Origin of the sequence: Streptacidiphilus jiangxiensis (assembly GCF_900109465.1) — a bacterium.
In the GTDB taxonomy this organism is placed as follows: Bacteria; Actinomycetota; Actinomycetes; order Streptomycetales; family Streptomycetaceae; genus Streptacidiphilus; species Streptacidiphilus jiangxiensis.
The window spans coordinates 1-16,112 of record NZ_FOAZ01000025.1; the positions used below are offsets into that span (position 1 = coordinate 1).

The following is a 16,112-nucleotide window of genomic DNA, read 5'->3' on the forward strand; positions in this document are numbered from 1 at the left end:
TAGTTGGTGAAGCCGTCGCCGGTGCCGACGCCCATCTGGATGGTGCCGTCGGGCTCGTAGATGAGGATGTCGGCCTTGCCGTCGCCGGTGACGTCGGCGAACTGGATGCGGGGGTAGTAGGTGGACCAGCCGCTGCTGATCTCGTGGTAGTTGGTGAAGCCGTTGCCGTTGCTGATGCCGACGGTGAGGGTGCCGTCGGGCTGGAAGATGAGCATGTCGGCCTTGCCGTCGCCGTTGATGTCGGCGAACTGGATGCGGCCGTCGTAGCCGCCCCAGCCGGAGCTGATCTGGTGGTAGTTGGTGAAGCCGTTGCCGGTGCCGACGCCCATCTGGATGGTGCCGTCGGGCTCGTAGATGAGGATGTCGGCCTTGCCGTCGCCGGTGACGTCCGCGAAGTGGATGCGGCCGTCGAACCCGCCCCAGCCGGAGCTGATCTCGTGGTAGTTCGAGAAGCCGTCGCCGTTGCCGACGCCCATCTGGATCGTGCCGTCGGGCTCGTAGATCATCAGGTCCGACTTGCCGTCACCCGTCGCGTCGTGCGTCTTCGGCGTGGCGGTGATGTTGTTGTAGCGAAGGCCCTCGAAGTCCTGCAGCGCGTATCCCTCGAGGGTGCTGTTGTAGATGCTGCCGGTGCTCTGGCTCGGCAGGACGCCGCCCATGTGCTCGGCGTCGTAGGCGAAGTCGCCGTTGCTGTCGGTCCAGTGGTCGAAGAGCACGACGTGCTTGGCGGTGTAGTCGAGGGCGTCGCCGGTCTGCAGGTTGGTGGCGCCGGTGATGTCCGAGGCGACGACCGTCGACACCGAGGGCAGCGTCTGGGTCACCAGGGAGTCCTTCAGGCCCCAGGCCATGGACACGAACCCGGAGCAGTCGGACCGGTAGGGGCCCCCGGTCGCACTGTCCACCCACCCGGCGCCCTCGCTGTACGGGACCTGGCTGTCGATCCATTCCTTGGCCCGGGCGGTCACCTGGGCCTGGGTGATCGTGTCGCCGGGATTGGCGGGGCCGAGGCTGCCGGTGCCGTTGGGGACGGTGTAGTTGCCGGGGGGGTTGACGACGGTGGCGTGCGCGGGGACGGCGGCGAGGATCCCGGTGAGCGCGGTGGTTGCCAGGACGGCTGCGATACGGCGGGACGTGCGCGGAGTGGAAGGGTGCGTGGGCATGACTGTGGCCTCTTTCGCGTGGATGGGTACGTGTGGGAGCGCGTGTTCGTGTCGCCGGGGGCGTCCGACTCGCGGCCGGCTACTTGGCGAGTTCGCCGGTGAGCGTGGCCAGCACCTGGGCGTCGCCGCTGGTGGCGTAGGCGGAGCCGTGCCCCGGGTACTCGCTGAAGGTCAGGACGATGAGGTGGGTGCCCGCGACGGCGGCATAGAAGTGGTTGGTCTGCGGGCCGGACGCGGAGGTGCCGAGCACCCCGGTCCAGGTGCGCTGCCAGGAGCCCGCGTTGGCCAGGCGGTCGGTGGTGACGACGGCGGCGTTCGCGGTGATTCCGGCTGAGGTCTGCACGGCGCGGCTCGTTGCCTGGCACGCGTCCATTTCGGCGACGATGCTCTGGTAGGCGCTGCGTGCGGCGGCGGTGGTGGGCAGGGAGAAGGTGTCCTGGACGGCCATGTTCTGGCCGTCGCCTCCCGCGAACGCCTGCTGTGTCCAGGTGGTGGCGCCGTGGACCTTCACGCACTCGTTCTCGCCGATGTCGTGCCCCACGACGGTGCGGGTCCGGGGGACTCCGACGGGCTGCCAGCGTTCCACGGCGGAGGCCGGCAGCTGCGCGGCGGCCAGCTGCGCGCCGGCGGAGGATCCCGCAGCGGGACTGGCAACGGAGACCGGGCGGGAGGAGGGCGCAGCCGTCGAGGAGGCGCTCGGCAGGGACGCCGTGCTGGGCCGGGACGCTGCCTGGGCAGGAGACGAGGCGGGTGACGAAGCCGGTGGACGCGGCGCGATCGCGGCGGGACCGGGTGCGGCCTCGGCCGATCCGAGCTCGGAGACTCCCACGGCGACGGCCGCCAGCAGCGGGACGGCGGCCAGTGCGAGGATGCGGCGGCGCTTGATGGGCATGACGGATCGAGTCCTTTGCGAGGAGAGACGGCGGGAGGGCGCGCGCACCCCGCGATATCGGCTGTCCTGCAGGGACAGCGGCGGCGGGTCCACAGACGAGGGCCGGGTGGTGGCGCGATGGTGGAGCGGGAGCACCGGAGAAGGGCCGTGAGTTCGGCGATCGGTGCTCTGTCAGGGCCTGCGCGTGGAAGGACGGCTGTCCTGCAGGAACAGCGGTCGTCGAGGCCGGGGGCCAGGTTCGCAGACAGGTCCGGTCAGGCCAGGCGGAACGCGATCACAGGGACGGGCGGCGTGTGTCCGGGACGGGCACGCGGGGCGGCAGGTAGCGGTCGCGCAGCACAGGGGACGCCTGGTGGGAGCGTTCGAGGAGGCGTGCGGCCCGCTGGAGGGCGCCGTTGGAGCTCGGCTCGCCGATGGTCCGGGTGAGCAGGAAGAGCAGCACTCCCAGGCGCTCGCTGTCAGGGCGTCCGCTGGCGTGCTCCAGGCCGTCCTCGGGGCGGGCGTGGGCCCATAGGGCGCTCAGTGCCTCGGCCACCTCGCCGGGGGGTTCGCCCGGAGTCCTGCGTTCGAAGCTGCCGTAGACGATCTCCATGTGATGTCAGCCCCAAGCGGAGGTGTCCGGAGCGACCGTCTGCACCACGGGCGCCGTCGCGCTCTGGGGGGCTGAGGCAGCCGCAGGAGCGGCGACGGCGGCGGAGGGGAGCAGGATCATGGTGCCCAGTGCGAGGGAGGCGACCGCGGCGGCCTGGGCGATACGGGTGCGGATCATGGTGATCCTTCCTTTCGGGTGGAAGTGGCGGTTGTCCTGAACCGGTCTCACGTCCCGCGGTTGACGCTTCGTCCGGTTGCCGTCCGGGGTGTTCCCTTGCCGGCGATCAATAGCTTCGCCGCAGATCACGTCCCACGGAAGGGAAGCCCGTCGCCCTGAACCGGACCTGTCCGGATCAGGAAAGGATGTCAAGCACATGACATGTCGATTCCGACGGCATTTGGTCGAACTTGCGCGGGGAGGCGGGCTCGCTCCGACTTCCCGGAGCTACCCAAACGCCGCAAAACGATCTTGAAATGTTCACGAACGAGCTGCGATGCTGAGCCGGACGCGCGGCCAGGGGGGACGCGCCGAACAGGATGGCCGTGTTCTCATGCTCGAAGCACTAGGACTGAGTACTGCCGCAGCGTCCGTGTACCAGGCCATGCTCGATCACCCGGGCCACAACGTGGACCGCCTCGCCCAGGTGTGTGCGCTGACCCCCGGAGGGGTCCACGACTGCCTCGACGAGCTGGCGGAGCTGATGCTGGTCCGGGCCTCCAGTGAGCACCCCGGGCAGATGCGTGCGGTCGCGCCGGAGGTCGGGTTGGCGGAGATGGTCGCCCGACAGGAGGCCGAGCTCGCCGCCCGTCAGGCGGGGCTTGCCGCCTCCCGCGCCGCGGTGACCCGGATGGTCGCCGATCGCGCCGAGACCCGTGCCGCCCACGGCGAACGCCTGCTGGGCATGGACGCCATCCAGGGCCGTATCGAGCAGCTGGTCCACGTGGCGAGCACCGAGATCATCGGGGTCCAGCCCGGAGTCCTGCGCTCCGAGGACGTCGCCGCCGTACACGCCCAGGACCTTGCGGCGCTGGCCCGCGGCGTCGCCATCCGCTCCCTGTTCCAGGAGGCGGCGCGTGCCCACGCCCACATCGAGACGTTCGCCATCACCCTGTTGGCCCACGGCGGCGAAGTGCGCACCGCGCCCGCCGTCCCGCAGCGGACCGTCATCATCGACCGCGCCCATGCCCTGGTCCCCATCGACCCGGCCGACACCCGCAAGGGTGCCCTGCACGTCACCGAACCCGGCCTCGTCCACGCCCTTCTCGAACTCTTCGAGCAGGCGTGGAGCACCGCGGTGCCCCTCGGCGCCGTCCGCCCCGACGACCCCCGAACCGGCCTGACCGGCCACGAGCGAGAGCTGCTGCGCCTGCTCGGGTCCGGCCTCACCGACGAAGGAGCCGGCCAGCGCCTCGGAGTCACCGATCGCACGGTCCGCCGCCAGATGGCCTCCATCATGGAGCGCCTCGGCGCCACCAGCCGCTTCGAGGCCGGTATCAAGGCCGCCCAACGCGGCTGGCTGTGAGAGCGTCATCTCGAATAGTAGGAAATCCGAGTATCTCTGGAGACAGTTGCTGTCCGCTGTCGTACCGTGAAATGACAAGCAACCGGATGGTCTGCCGTATCCACGGCCTGATCCGGTTCGGCCTCAGCGCAGGAGACCCCTGTCCGGCCCGCATTCACGAAAACGGACCGCACGAACTCTCCCCAGGAGTCTCCCCATGCACGCTGTGAAGACGCGTACCCGTCGTACCCCCGCCACCGCCAAGGACCGCGCGCAGGCCGCCGCCGCCCTGCAGCGTGCCCTGGACCGCCGCGACAACGGCGGTGCCACCGGGCACGAGCTGCAGGCCGACGGAGGGGTCGCTACGCCGTCCTGGTGAGGATCTTCCGCGACAGCACGAAGGTGAACGGGATCGCGGCGAGCGCTGCCACCAGCGGAGCGATCTTGTCGCTCATGCCGCACCCGCTCACCAGCACCACGGTGCCGACGCTCGTGATCACGTAGTTGGTCACGTTCGTCAGCGGGAACCTGACGAACTTCGCCCAGGTGGGCTTGGTCCGGTAGGTGAAGTACGTGTTCATGAAGAACGAGCCGACCATGCTGATCACGAACGCCAGCGTGTAGGCCAGGAAGTACGGCATGTGCGGGTGCAGCAGCAGGTAGCAGCCGTAGAAGGTCGCCGTGTTGACGCCGCCGACCATGCCGAACTTGATGATCTGCCAGAGGTCCTTCCGGCCCACGCGCGACCGTTCGGTCGCGGTGGGCTCGGAGGACGTGTCGGTGGTCACCGCCGTCACCGCCGGTCCAGCCGATCCCCCGCGCGTTCCTTGACCAGGAAGTGCGGACGCCGCTTCGTCTCGTAGTAGATCCGGCCGATGTACTCCCCGACCAGCCCGATCATGGCCATCTGCAGGCCGCCGAGGCCGACGATGGCCACGAGCAGCGTGACGTAACCCGGCGCGGTGATCCCGTTGACGATCGCCAGCACGGTGATGACCGCCGCGTACGCGAACGCCAGCGCACTCAGCAGCAGGCCGACGTGGATCCCCAGACGCAGCGGACGGTTGTTGAAGGAGATCAGCCCGTCGATGGCGTAGTTCAGCAGCGAGCTGAAACGCCACTTGGTCTCGCCCGCCTCACGGCTGGCGTTCTGGTAGTCGAAGGTGACGGTGTCGAAACCGATCCAGGAGAACAGGCCCTTGGAGAAGCGGTTGTACTCCTGCAGCGACAGCAGCGCGTCCACGGCCTGGCGCGACAGCAGTCGGAAGTCGCCGACGCCGTCCGTCAGCTCCACGTCCACCGCGCGGTTGATCAGGCGGTAGTACAGCTTGCTGAACAGCGTCCGGACGAACTTGTCGCCGTCCCGGCTGCGCCGGGCTATGACCTGGTCGTGACCGTGCTGGTAGAGCTCCAGCATCCGCGGGATCAGCGCCGGCGGGTGCTGCAGGTCCGCGTCCATGAGCACCACGGCGTCGCCGGTGGCCTCCTGGAGACCGGCCAGCATGCCCGCCTCCTTGCCGAAGTTGCGGCTGAAGGAGACGTACCGGGTCGTCTCGGGGTTGTCCTTCGCCAGCGTGCGCAGCAGGTTCAGGGTGCCGTCACGGCTGCCGTCGTCGACGTAGCAGACCTCGTACTCGATGGGCAGCTCGTCCAAGGTCTCGCGGATCTTGGCGTCGAAGAGCTGCAGGACAGCTTCCTCGTTGTAGCAGGGGACGACGATCGACAGTCTCATGTGGCGATTCCGGGTCTCATCAAGCGCGGGGACGGAAAAGCGGGAAACGACGGCGGACCCAGAGGTAGCCGGGCGGGACGAGCAGCCCCATCAGGCCGATACCGGTGCCGACGGCACCGGTCCTGACTCCGGGGGGAGTGTATGTGCAGGACAGCGAGTTCGCACCGGAGGGGCCCAGGGGAATACCGAACAGCCCATCGTAGTCGACCGGGGAGAGCGCCGGGCCGCCGTCGACCGAGCAGCTCCATCCGGTGCGGACGGTGGAGGCGAACACCGCGTAGCCGGTGCTGGCCTGGGGGAGCCGGGCGGAGAAGCCGTGCCCGGAGACCTGGAAGGCGGTCGGCCCGCTCGCGTGCTGCGCGGCGACGGCCGCGTCCAGCTTGGCGAGGTCCAGGCAGCCGACCTGCTCCGCCAGGAACGTCTGCGGGCGCGGCGAACGGAACGTCAGGGTGACCTTGCCGTCCGCGCCGACCTTGCCGAAGCCCGGGAGACCGTACTTGGTCAGCGGGTAGGAGCCGAGGAGGGTCGCCGAGGTGCCGTTCACGGTGACCGTGCCGTTGACGAAGCCGCTGTTGACGTGCACCTCGGAGCCGACCGGGCAGCTCGCGGTGAACGTCGGCACGCTCTGGCCCTTGGTGGTTCCCGGCACCACGAGCTCGCCGTTGGGCCGGAACTCCGCCGGAGCGCCGGAGGTCTGGGTGAGCTTCGGCACCTCCCAGACGGTCGCGCCCAGCAGGTCGTCGAGCCGCTGGAACGGCGTCGTGGCCTTGGCACCGGCCGGCGCGTCGCGGTGCACGGTCAGCAGCGGCGAGGCGGTCTGGTGCTGCTGGACGAAGCCGTTGGCGTTGCTCGGGTCGCTCGAGGCGTCCTGCAGGTAGGAGGTGACACCGAAGACCGCCCGGGAGGCGGGGTCGTCGGGGCTGAACACGTGGCGCCCCGCCATCGTGTACATCAGGCCCAGTCGGCCCATCGCGACCGCGGTCTCGGCCGGCACGTAGCTGCTGTAGTAGTCGCCGCCCTGGCCGTTCAACAGTTGGGAGTCGTTGTCGGCGAAGTAGTGCGGTCCCGGGTCGGTCCGGGAGACCGGCCAGTGGTCCGTGGCTGCCAGGGCTGCCCGGGCCGCCCTGGTCTGCGCGTCGACGGTGGTCTTCGGCGCGAAGAAGGGCCGGTGCCGGTCGCGCAACGCGTCGAGCGAGTACACCTGGACGACCCCGCCGGCGAAGACGGTGAGGGCCAGCGCCGCGCCGACGACGCGGGTGGCCCGCACACGGCCCCGGGACCGGCGCAGCGCCTCGACGCCGGCGATCGCCAGCAGCCCGCCGACCACCACGGTCGGGAGCATGTATCCCAGCTCCCCCGGGGTGTGCACGGTACCGAACAGGGCGCAGAGCACGATCACCACGATCAGTGCGGCGCCGCCGAGCAGCTCCTTCAGGGCGGGACGGCGGCTGAGCGCCAGCCAGGCGACGGTGACCAGCATCGCGCTGTAGACGAAGGCCTCACGGAACGGACTGCCGTTGGGCGCCGCCCCGCCGTGCCAGAGGATCAGAGTGGGCTGGAAGATCATGCTGGCCCAGGTGACGACGAGCAGCGCCGTCCAGGCGATCCGCTCCCGGGCAGGCACCCGCCGCATGAACGGGAAGCTGAGGCAGAGCAGCAGCGCGAGCATGCCGACCGCCGTGTCCGGCCCGGCGAACTGGTAGCGGACGGCCGGCAGCAGCCAGGCCACCTGGTCGACGAAGCTCGGCAGCCGGATCGGTGCGGGCGGCATCGGCGACGCCAGCTTGCTGGACTCGTAGGAGACCAGGAGCACGGGCGCCACCAGCGCCACACCCACCGCGATCGTCGCCGCCGCCCGCAGCAGGCTGAACAGCTTGGCGCGCAGCGCGTCCTCCCGCAGGTAGACGCGGACCAGCGCGACCAGCCCGGCGGCGAAGGTCGCCATGGCGGCCGTGTAGAAGTTGCCGAACCAGCCCACCGCCACCAGCAGCGGGCCGAGCACCCAGTGGCGACCCTGCAGGGCCCAGTCCACGGCGATGCCGATCAGCGGCACCGAGACCAGGCCCCAGGACCACATCGGGTCCGGCGAGCCCTCGTTCACGGCCCACGAGCACAGCCCGAAGCCGACCGCGAGCAGCGCCCGCAGCCAGGGCGAGCCCGGACGCACCCGGCCCAGCCAGTGCGTCATCAGCGCGGAGCCCAGGCCGATGCTCAGCAGGGTGGTCAGGAAGACCGGCATGTTCACGGCGTCGCGCGGGAACAGCGGGGTGAGCCAGGAGAACGGGTTGGCCAGGTAGGTGAAGAAGTCGCCGAGGTACGGGACCCCGAAGGCGCTGTTCCAGTTGTAGAAGAGGTCGCCGCCGCCCTTGCCGTGGAACAGGTCCCACAGGTGGGCGTGGAAGGGGACGAACTGGTTGCCGAGGTCGTTGATGGCCCGGCCGCGGTCGCCGAAGGGATAGGTGCCGCGCAGGCCCATGGCGACGCAGTACGCGCCCATCGCCAGTACGGCCGCGAACAGCCCGGCCTGCAGTTCCCGGCCGGGGCGGACGGGGGGCGTCGCCGGGGCGCCGACAACGGGCACGTCGCGCTGAGCCCGCCGTTCGGCGGACGGGCCGGTGGTGTGCACCGTTCTCTCCAACTCCCTCAGTGTGCGGCTCGGACCTGCTGGTTCTTCGGTCGCCTGATCAGCTCGAACGACTCGTCATCGGGCTCCCCTGTGCCTCGGTGTCGCCGACGACCTGCCAGGCACCCATGGCGGTGTCGACCGCCGCGGTGGCAGCCCGTGAGACGGCGATCCGGCCGTCAGGGCCCAGCGTGACCACGACGGGCCGACCGGAGGCATCCTCGATCAGGCTAGGCGAGTGGACATGGAACGGCCCGCCGTGGTCCCAGGCCGTCGGCGCTCCCGCGCCGGTCGCGACGGCCACCTGGCCGGAGTCGTCGCGCGCGGCCAGGACCAGGCCCGAGGCGGCGGCCCCGGTCCGGGACAGGGCCGCGACCCGGCCGTAACCGCCCGCGGTGTCCGGGGTGTCGGTGAAGGTCCAGGCACTCTGGCCGGGCTTCTGGTCGGCGATCAGCACCCGGGCGCTGACCGGCTCGCGGTAGACCAGCCGGACGGTGCCGTCGGCGAGGGTCACGGCGGTGACCGCGTCGCAGGATCCGGGCAGGCCGGTCGGCGCGCCCGGCCGGAGCGGTCCGCCCGGAACCTGCGTGGACCACTGCACCAGGGACTTCGGCGCCGCCGCGAAGACGTGGAGGTTGCCGTCCTGGGTGACGGCCAGCCCGAGGCCGTCGAGCACACCGACGTAGCCCTTGTCGGCGAGCCCGGCCGGCGAGGGGGCCGAGGCCCAGTCCGTCCAGGCTCCGCCGGCCGGCTGGCGCCGTGTGCTCACCGAGCCGGTCCAGTCGCGCACCACCAGGTTCAACGCCCCGGAGCCGTCGAGCACGACGGCGGGAAAGCCCATCTCCAGCGACTTCTGCGCGTCGTTCCACGGGGTGCCGAGGCTCTGCCACGGACCGAACGTGGGCGTGCCGCCCTGAGCGGTGCTCTGCTGGACGCAGGTCACCACCTCACGGCGCTGCCGCTGCAGCCCGGTGTCGAAGCTGGTGCGCAGACCGAACAGGGCGATCGCACCGTCCTGCCGCCGTACCGCGGAGATCTGCCCGGCGAGACCGTCGCCGTCGGTGGGGCCGACGGCGACGGGCCCTCTCCAGGTGCCCTTGCCCGCGGCGCGCTCCACCCACTGGACGGCCCGGCCGCTCAGTACCGCGAAGGCCGCGAGCCGACCGTCGGAGAGCCGCGCCGTCCAGTCGGTCGCGCCCGGTGCGGTCGTCCGGGTGCTGCGCGACCAGCTGTTGTGCGCCCCCGACGGGCCGACCTTCAGATCGCCGCAGCCGGCGGGGTCACCGCAGTGGCGGTTGTCGCTCCAGCCGTAGACGTCGAGCGCCGCCTGCTTCCCGCGCAGCACCGTGGGACCGAGGTTGACCGGCAGGTTCGCGGTGACGTAGCCGCGGAACGACTCCACGCTGCAGCCACGCGGTCGCTGCGCCGAGGCCCAGTAGGTCTGCAGGGCCTGGTGCGCGAAGTAGGCGGAGTAGGTGTGGTCCTGATGGTCCAGGTAGAGCGGTACCTGCAACTGCGGCGCCGGCAGTTTGGCGCCGCCGCCGAAGTTCTTCGGCGGGGTGGGTATGTGGATCGGGTTGGGGTCGAGGGTGCGGACCACGGTGGGGTTCCAGCGCCGGTAGACCGCGACGATCGAGTCGATCACGTCCTGGCGGCTGTAGGCGTAGGCCGACTGGACCGGACCCTCCGCCGGAACCAGCGTCGGCAGCGCCTGTGCGGCTCCCAGCCACAGTCCGCGCAGGCTCGTGGGGTTGGCCAGGTCCACCGAGCGGCTCTCACGCAACTCCATCCAGACCAGCTGGACGTGCGGGTGGTCACGCAACGTGTTGAGCTCGACCTCGAAGCCGGGGATCAGTTCGGCCGCCTCGATGTCCCAGGGGGCGTCCCAGCGGCCGGTCACCATCTGTGAGTGGGCCGCGCGCAGGCCGTTCATCCGGGCGCGGACGAACGCGGGCCGGTTGGACCGGTACTTGTCTCCCTTGTGCATCCGGGAGCGGTAGATGTTCAGGCCGTCCGACTCGCCGCCGGTCAGGCAGACCGTGACCGAGTTCGCCCCGCCCGCCGCGGCGGCCTTGAGCGAGAGCGTCAGGTCAGGGTTGTGGAAGTAGAGTCCGTCGTCGGCGTGCGCGATCACGTGGACGTAGGAGACGCCGGTGCTCACAGCCCCGATGAGGGCGGGCGAGCTCGTGTCCGAATCCCCTTCGCTGTCCGCCCCGGTGTCGGAGGAGGGGAGCAGCTCCCAGAGGCCGCCGGCGGCAAGAGCGGTGACGGCAGCACCACCACCGAGCTGAAGTGCGCGGCGACGGGTCAGGGCAGCCGTCGGGCGGAACTTCGTCATGGATGGGGGCCTTCGTCAATCGGCACGTACGCACGCGTTCGTCGCGGGAATCTCTCGCTGCACGATAGAGCAGTCGTGCAGGAACGATGGTAAGAGCCCGTTGCGACGTCCCTTGCCCGGCGTTCATCCAGAGGACGCCGGGCACGGCTAGTTCGGTTCCGTACGATCCGCGGTGGGGTGGTCAGGCGGGCTCGCGGGTGGCCGCTCCGGCCGGGGTGCCGCCGCCCAGGGCTCCGGACGAGGCCGGGGCCCAGTCGGTGAACGGCGCGTCCGGCGCCGTCGAGGTCTGGCGGGCGAGGTGGAGCCCACCGTCGCTGTGCAGCGCGACGGCCACGGCCCGGCCCTTCGCGTCCACGGCCAGACCGGGTACGTGCATCACGAAGGCCTCGTCCGACTGCCAGGCCTTCGGGAGGGCTGTGGCCGCGGCGGTGCCGGCCGCGACCCCGCCGTCGTCGTTCCGGGTGACCAACGCCACACCGGTCGGGGCGCCGACCGGGCCCGTCTGCCGACCCACGACCAGGCCGTAGCCACCGGCGTCCGGCACCTTGTCGGTGACCCGCCAGGCGGCGGCCTTCGGGGGCAGCTCCGCGACGACGATCCGGGCCGACGAGGGCTCGCGGTACAGCAGTCGGATCGTGCCGTCGGCCAGTGCCTCTCCGTTGATCGGCCCGGAGGAGAGCGGCAGACCCACTGCGACGGCCGGACGCGGGAGTGCTCCCGGCGTGGGGGAGGCCCAGTGGGCCAGGGTCTTGCTGCTCGGCGCGAAGACGTGCACCAGCCCGTCCGGCGTGGCCACGGCAGCCAGACCGTCCTGGACGCCGATCAGGCCGAAGCTCGGGAGGTTGGCGGAGAGGTCGGCCCAGGGCTGCCACGCGTCGTCGCCGCTGCGGGTGCGAACGCTGACGCCGCCGGCGAAGTTGCGGACGAAGACATGGGTGTTGGCGCCGCTGTCCACGGTGACGGCCGGAAAGCCCATCTCCATGGCCTGGACCGGGTCGGTGTCCGGGCAGCCGAGACTCTCCCAGCCCCCGAAGGTCAGCGGCTGGCCCGGTGCGCTGGTCTGCACCGCGCTGACCACCTCGCGAGTGGTCCGGTGCGGGTCGGCGTCGAGCACCATGCGCACGGTGAACAGCGCCAGCTTCCCGTCGGGCAGCTGCACCGCGGAGATCTGGCCGGAGAGTCCGGAGCCGCCGACCGGGGTGGGTCCGGCCCAGCCGTCCTCGCCGGCCTTGCGCTGGACCCACTGAACGGCGGTGCCGCTCAGCAGCGCGAACGCGGCCAGCCTGCCGTCGCTCAGCCGGGCGACCCAGTCCGAGGCGCCGGGAGCGACGTAACGGGTACTGCGGGCCCAGCGCTGGGTGACGTCCCAGGCGCTCAGCTTGCGGTCCGCACAGCCTGCCTGGTCCGTGCAGGAGCCGGCGGGCACACCCATGCCGGCGTAGATCTGCAGCGCCTGCCGCTTCGGACCGAGGATGGCGGGCCCGAGATTCCACGGCATGAACTCGTTGACGTAGCCGCGGTAGGTCTCGACGAGGCAGACCCGGGTCTGCTGGTTCTCGGCCCAGTACTCCTCGAGCGCCTGGTGCGCGAAGAGAGCCGAGTAGACGTGGTCCGCGTGGTCGGTGTAGACGGGCAGCTGGAGCTGCGGAACCGGCGGCTGCTTGCCGTTGCCGAAGTTCGGCGGCTGGTTGAACTTGTGGATCGGATTGGTGTCCAGGGTCCGGACCACGGACGGGCGGTAGAGGCGGAAGACCGCCTTGAGCGAGTCGACGACCTGTTGCCGGGAGTACTGGTAAGGACCCTGGACCGGGCTCTCCTCCGGCTGGATGGTCTCCAGGGTCTGCGTGGCGCCGAGGTACAGACCGCGCAGGCTGTCCGGGACGGGGTTGCCGATCGTGCGGTTCTCGCGCAGCTGCAGCCAGTACAGCTTGACGTTGGGTGCGGCCTCCAGGGTGTTGACCTCCACCTGGTGACCGGCCACCAGCTCACCGGCCTCGATCACCCAGGGGCTCTGCAGGTCGCCGGTGGCTATGAGGGCCATCGCCCGGCGCAGGGCGTTCATCCGGGCGCGGGCGTAGGCGGGGCGGTTCCGCGGGCCGGGCGGGTGCGGCGGGTTCTTGCTGCCGGCCTCGTTGCCCTCCAGCCCGTTGTAGCCGTCCGACTCTCCGCTGGTGAGGCAGACCACGACGCAGGGGTGACCCGACTTCATGGCGAGCGCCAGCTCAGGGTCGTGGAAGTAGAGGCTGTCGTCGGCGTGCGCGATCACGTGCACGAAGGAGGTGCCCGTGCTCTGCCCTATCGGCGAGACGACGCCGGGGGACATCCCGCCGCCCGGGTGCGGAGAGCCGGCGGAGACTCCCTGGAAGAGCTCGCGCGCGGAGATGCCCAACACGGTCGCAGTGGCGGCACCGCCGCCCAACCAGAGTGCGCGACGCCTCGTCAGTCCCCCCGCCAGACGGCTGGTGATGCCTTCCGCCATGTGAGACGCGTCTCCTTCTACCTGTGCCAAAGTTGTCAATCAGCCGATGCAGCACCGAACCCTAGCCGACCTGCGGTTGTGAGTGAGGTGAGGCTCCGTGTGGTCGCTCTTACGTGGGACTGGACGTGCCAGGCCGCTAGACTGTTCCATTCCGAAGGTCACGAATGGGTCCCGAGAGCAGGAAGCTGAATTGCGGAGTATCAAGGCGGCAAGCCTGTCGGCCGTCCTCTCGATGGCGGCCTACTGCGCGGGCCTGGCGATGTACGGCACGTATCCCTTCGGGAGCCACTCGCGGGCCATGAACGACCTGCGGAACCAATATGTGCCTTTTCATGTGGCGTTGTGGGATCTGCTCCACGGCGTCGGGCACAACAGCCTGTTCTTCAACTGGAACAGTTCCTACGGCGTCGGCTTCCTCGGTGAGTACTTCACGTACCTCGCCAGCCCGTTCTCTTTGCTGGTCGGCCTTTTCCCCCGACAGCAGGCGGATTTCCCGGTCTTCCTCGTCTCGCTGCTGAGCATGGGTCTGGCCGCCGCGATGATGACGATCTTCCTGGGCCGTCTCGCGCCGGGTTCCGGTTGGCTGCGGGCGCTGCTCTCGGTCGGATACGCGCTCTGCGGCTGGTCGGTCATCGACGGCTCCGTCGTGCCGATGTGGATGTTCGGCCTGGCGGCACTGCCCATGCTGTGCATCGCCGCCGACTGGTGCCTGCAGGGCCGCCGCTGGGTGGCGGGCGCGCTCGTGGTCGGCCTGTGCTGGTACGCCAACTTCTACTCGGCCGCGATGGCCACCCTGGGCGCCGCGCTGGTACTGATCCTGCGCCTGGCCCTGGACCCGGACCTGGATCTTCGCGGGCGGCTCCGGGTGCTGTGGCGGGCCGCCTCCATGGTCGTCGTCGGCCTGCTGCTGGCGGCACCCGCCATCCTGGTCTCCGGTCTGGCGTCCAAGGACGCGCAGCCCTCCGAGAGTTACGTCATATCCGTCGGCGTGGGGCCGCTGGACTACCTGGCGAAGTTCCTGCCGGGCGTCAACCCGGTCGTCAATGCGCCGAACGTCTTCGTCGGCGTGCTCGTGCTGTTGCTGGTCCTGGTGCTGCCGTTCCAGCGCCGACTGCCGGTCCGTGTCCGCGTCGCCTGGCTCGCGCTGATCGTGCTGACCGCGCTCTCCTTCACGATCCATGCCACCGCACTGGTCTGGCAGGGTTTCGCGATCCCGCACGGGGTGCCGTGGCGGGAGACCTTCGTGCTCAGCGGCTTCATGGTGATGGCGGCCTGGCTGGCCCTGGCCAACCGCCCGGACCGCCGCGCCCTGTTGGGCGGCGGCGGCCTGCTGGCCCTGCTCGCGTTGGTCACCGTCGGGACCGGGACCGCGAACTGGCTCAGCTGGACCCTGCTCGGCGTCGGCGGCGTGCTCGCGCTCGGCGCGCTGGTGCTGCTCGGACGGGAGGGTCTCTCGCCCTCCCGCCGCCGGCTCGTCTGCGGCCTGATGACCGCCGGCGTCTTCGTCGGCGCCACGCTGGGCATCTACAACGTGACGAACCTGCAGGGCGACCGGCCCGCCTACACCGGCCCGCGTACGACGATGAACAGCGTCACCGCCTCCGGCTACGAAGCGATCAAGGCCGCGAACGCCTGGCCGAACCAGCGCTTCGACGTCGGTTCCGAGGTGTTCGTCACCGACAACGACCCGATCCTCATGGACGCCGATGGCGGCTCGTTCTACAGCAGCTACATTCCCGCCCCCACCGCCACCGCACTGCAGCAGCTGGGCCTGCCCTGGGCGATGGCCGGGCGTCACATCATCGCGCCCGCGGACCCGGTCTCCCAAGCGCTGCTGAGCGTCGGCCGGACGCTGACCCCGACCGGCGCCGGCAGCGGCCAGGTCACGGCGAAGCCGGCCCCGGTCGCACCGGTGCCGCTGGTCACCGTCCACAGCGGTGACGGCACGGACACCCACGGCGCACCGGCCGGCACCGTCTGGGCGAACCAGCAGGCACTGCTCGGAGCGAGCGTCTACCAGGTGCCGACCCTCCATCGAACGGACGCGGGCGGCGCCCTGGTGCCGTCCGCGGGCGGTGTCGGTGGCGATCAGGCATGGCCGGTGGCCGCGCAGTCCACGACGTCGTTCGGCTTCGAGTGCCGAGCCGGCAGTGCCGCGTTCCTGTACGCACCGTACTTCGGCGGCACGGTGACCTCGTTCGGGAAGGCCCGGACCCTGAACGGTGCGTACCCCGTGCTCAGTTCGGGCGTCCGTTTCCTGGGCGACGTGCCGGCCGACGGTCGGGCCACGGTCGAGGTCACCACCACCCGCGGGGGACAGCAGATCCCCCAGTACGCGGTGGGCTGCCTCAGCCTGCCGGCGCTGAAGGCGGCGACGGCGGCCTCCGCGCAGACCGCGCCGACGGTGGTCCACGCGCAGGGCGCGCACCTGGACGCCTCCTTCCCGGCCGGCACCACGGGCACCGCGGTCGTCGCCACCACCGACGTCAAGGGCTGGACCTGCTCGGTGAACGGCGGCGCGGCGAAGACCCCCTCCTCCTACGCGGGGATGCTCGCCGTTCCGCTCGCCGCCGCGTCGGGTGGTGGCGCGGAGCACCTGTCCTGCGACTACACCCCGCCCGGACTCGCGCCCGGCCTGGCCGGCACGGGAGCGGGCACCCTGGCCCTGGCCGCGGTCCTGGTCGTGGCCTGGAGGCGCCGCCGCACGCCCGCCGACGCCCGCTGAGGCGGGGGGCGGGGCAGCCGACGACGTCGTCCACACTGCGGACAATGCGTGTCAATGCCTGGACGTCGGA

The 16,112-nt window shown here is 70.8% G+C and carries 12 protein-coding genes; 3 read left to right on the plus strand and 9 right to left on the minus strand.

All coding sequences use genetic code 11. From position 1 onward, the window contains the following. The 4 genes from BMY61_RS35205 to BMY61_RS46715 form a co-directional block, all read right to left on the minus strand. Positions 1–1,160, minus strand: a 1,160-nt coding sequence (locus BMY61_RS35205; protein ID WP_075004189.1) for an FG-GAP repeat domain-containing protein, incomplete at its 3' end; no start/stop codon positions are given. A 79-nt stretch (positions 1,161–1,239) separates the two neighbouring features. Next, positions 1,240–2,052 carry a hypothetical protein gene (locus BMY61_RS35210; RefSeq protein ID WP_052439113.1) on the minus strand — a complete coding sequence of 271 codons (813 nt, stop codon included), beginning with the start codon at positions 2,050–2,052 and terminating at the stop codon, positions 1,240–1,242. A 274-nt stretch (positions 2,053–2,326) separates the two neighbouring features. Next, positions 2,327–2,644 carry a hypothetical protein gene (locus tag BMY61_RS35215; RefSeq protein WP_042454090.1) on the minus strand — a complete coding sequence of 106 codons (318 nt, stop codon included), beginning with the start codon at positions 2,642–2,644 and terminating at the stop codon, positions 2,327–2,329. Between the two features lie 6 nt (positions 2,645–2,650). Continuing rightward, positions 2,651–2,821: a hypothetical protein gene (locus tag BMY61_RS46715; protein ID WP_161791307.1), complete on the minus strand. Its 171-nt coding sequence runs from the start codon at positions 2,819–2,821 to the stop codon at positions 2,651–2,653. A gap of 373 nt (positions 2,822–3,194) precedes the next feature. Between BMY61_RS46715 and BMY61_RS35220 the strand changes: the two genes are divergently transcribed. Further along, positions 3,195–4,166 (plus strand): helix-turn-helix transcriptional regulator, encoded by a 972-nt coding sequence (locus BMY61_RS35220; RefSeq protein WP_042454088.1) that lies wholly within the window; start codon positions 3,195–3,197, stop codon positions 4,164–4,166. A gap of 196 nt (positions 4,167–4,362) precedes the next feature. After that, positions 4,363–4,524 (plus strand): hypothetical protein, encoded by a 162-nt coding sequence (locus tag BMY61_RS46720; protein WP_169791883.1) that lies wholly within the window; start codon positions 4,363–4,365, stop codon positions 4,522–4,524. Here the strand turns inward: BMY61_RS46720 and BMY61_RS35225 are convergent. From BMY61_RS35225 to BMY61_RS35245, 5 genes are all read right to left on the minus strand, one after another. Continuing rightward, entirely contained in the window at positions 4,508–4,846 is a 339-nt protein-coding gene (locus BMY61_RS35225) for a GtrA family protein (protein WP_042454134.1), read from the minus strand. The genes BMY61_RS46720 and BMY61_RS35225 overlap by 17 nt on opposite strands. Before the next feature lie 92 nt (positions 4,847–4,938). Continuing rightward, on the minus strand, positions 4,939–5,877 hold the full coding sequence (locus BMY61_RS35230; RefSeq protein WP_042454086.1) for a glycosyltransferase family 2 protein: 939 nt from the start codon (positions 5,875–5,877) through the stop codon (positions 4,939–4,941). Between the two features lie 19 nt (positions 5,878–5,896). Beyond that, positions 5,897–8,515 carry a YfhO family protein gene (locus BMY61_RS35235; RefSeq protein ID WP_143094681.1) on the minus strand — a complete coding sequence of 873 codons (2,619 nt, stop codon included), beginning with the start codon at positions 8,513–8,515 and terminating at the stop codon, positions 5,897–5,899. Between the two features lie 46 nt (positions 8,516–8,561). Next, the gene (locus BMY61_RS35240; protein ID WP_052439111.1) at positions 8,562–10,838 is read right to left on the minus strand and encodes a PLL family lectin; all 2,277 of its coding nucleotides are present in this window, start codon (positions 10,836–10,838) and stop codon (positions 8,562–8,564) included. Between the two features lie 181 nt (positions 10,839–11,019). Further along, positions 11,020–13,317, minus strand: a complete 2,298-nt coding sequence (locus BMY61_RS35245) for a PIG-L family deacetylase (protein WP_052439110.1) — start codon at positions 13,315–13,317, stop codon at positions 11,020–11,022. Between the two features lie 190 nt (positions 13,318–13,507). Here BMY61_RS35245 and BMY61_RS35250 point away from each other — a divergent pair, with 190 nt between their 5' ends. Further along, positions 13,508–16,042, plus strand: coding sequence for a YfhO family protein (locus BMY61_RS35250; protein WP_075004190.1), 2,535 nt, complete (start codon positions 13,508–13,510; stop codon positions 16,040–16,042). The last annotated feature ends 70 nt before the right edge of the window (positions 16,043–16,112 follow it).

Coding starts and splice junctions, on each gene's coding strand:
- BMY61_RS35210 (WP_052439113.1), bottom strand. CDS start 2,052: ATGCCCATCAAGCGCCGCCGCATCCTCGCACTGGCCGCCGTCCCGCTG.
- BMY61_RS35225 (WP_042454134.1), bottom strand. CDS start 4,846: ATGGTCGGCGGCGTCAACACGGCGACCTTCTACGGCTGCTACCTGCTG.
- BMY61_RS35220 (WP_042454088.1), top strand. CDS start 3,195: ATGCTCGAAGCACTAGGACTGAGTACTGCCGCAGCGTCCGTGTACCAG.
- BMY61_RS46715 (WP_161791307.1), bottom strand. CDS start 2,821: ATGATCCGCACCCGTATCGCCCAGGCCGCCGCGGTCGCCTCCCTCGCA.
- BMY61_RS35245 (WP_052439110.1), bottom strand. CDS start 13,317: ATGGCGGAAGGCATCACCAGCCGTCTGGCGGGGGGACTGACGAGGCGT.
- BMY61_RS46720 (WP_169791883.1), top strand. CDS start 4,363: ATGCACGCTGTGAAGACGCGTACCCGTCGTACCCCCGCCACCGCCAAG.
- BMY61_RS35230 (WP_042454086.1), bottom strand. CDS start 5,877: ATGAGACTGTCGATCGTCGTCCCCTGCTACAACGAGGAAGCTGTCCTG.
- BMY61_RS35240 (WP_052439111.1), bottom strand. CDS start 10,838: ATGACGAAGTTCCGCCCGACGGCTGCCCTGACCCGTCGCCGCGCACTT.
- BMY61_RS35215 (WP_042454090.1), bottom strand. CDS start 2,644: ATGGAGATCGTCTACGGCAGCTTCGAACGCAGGACTCCGGGCGAACCC.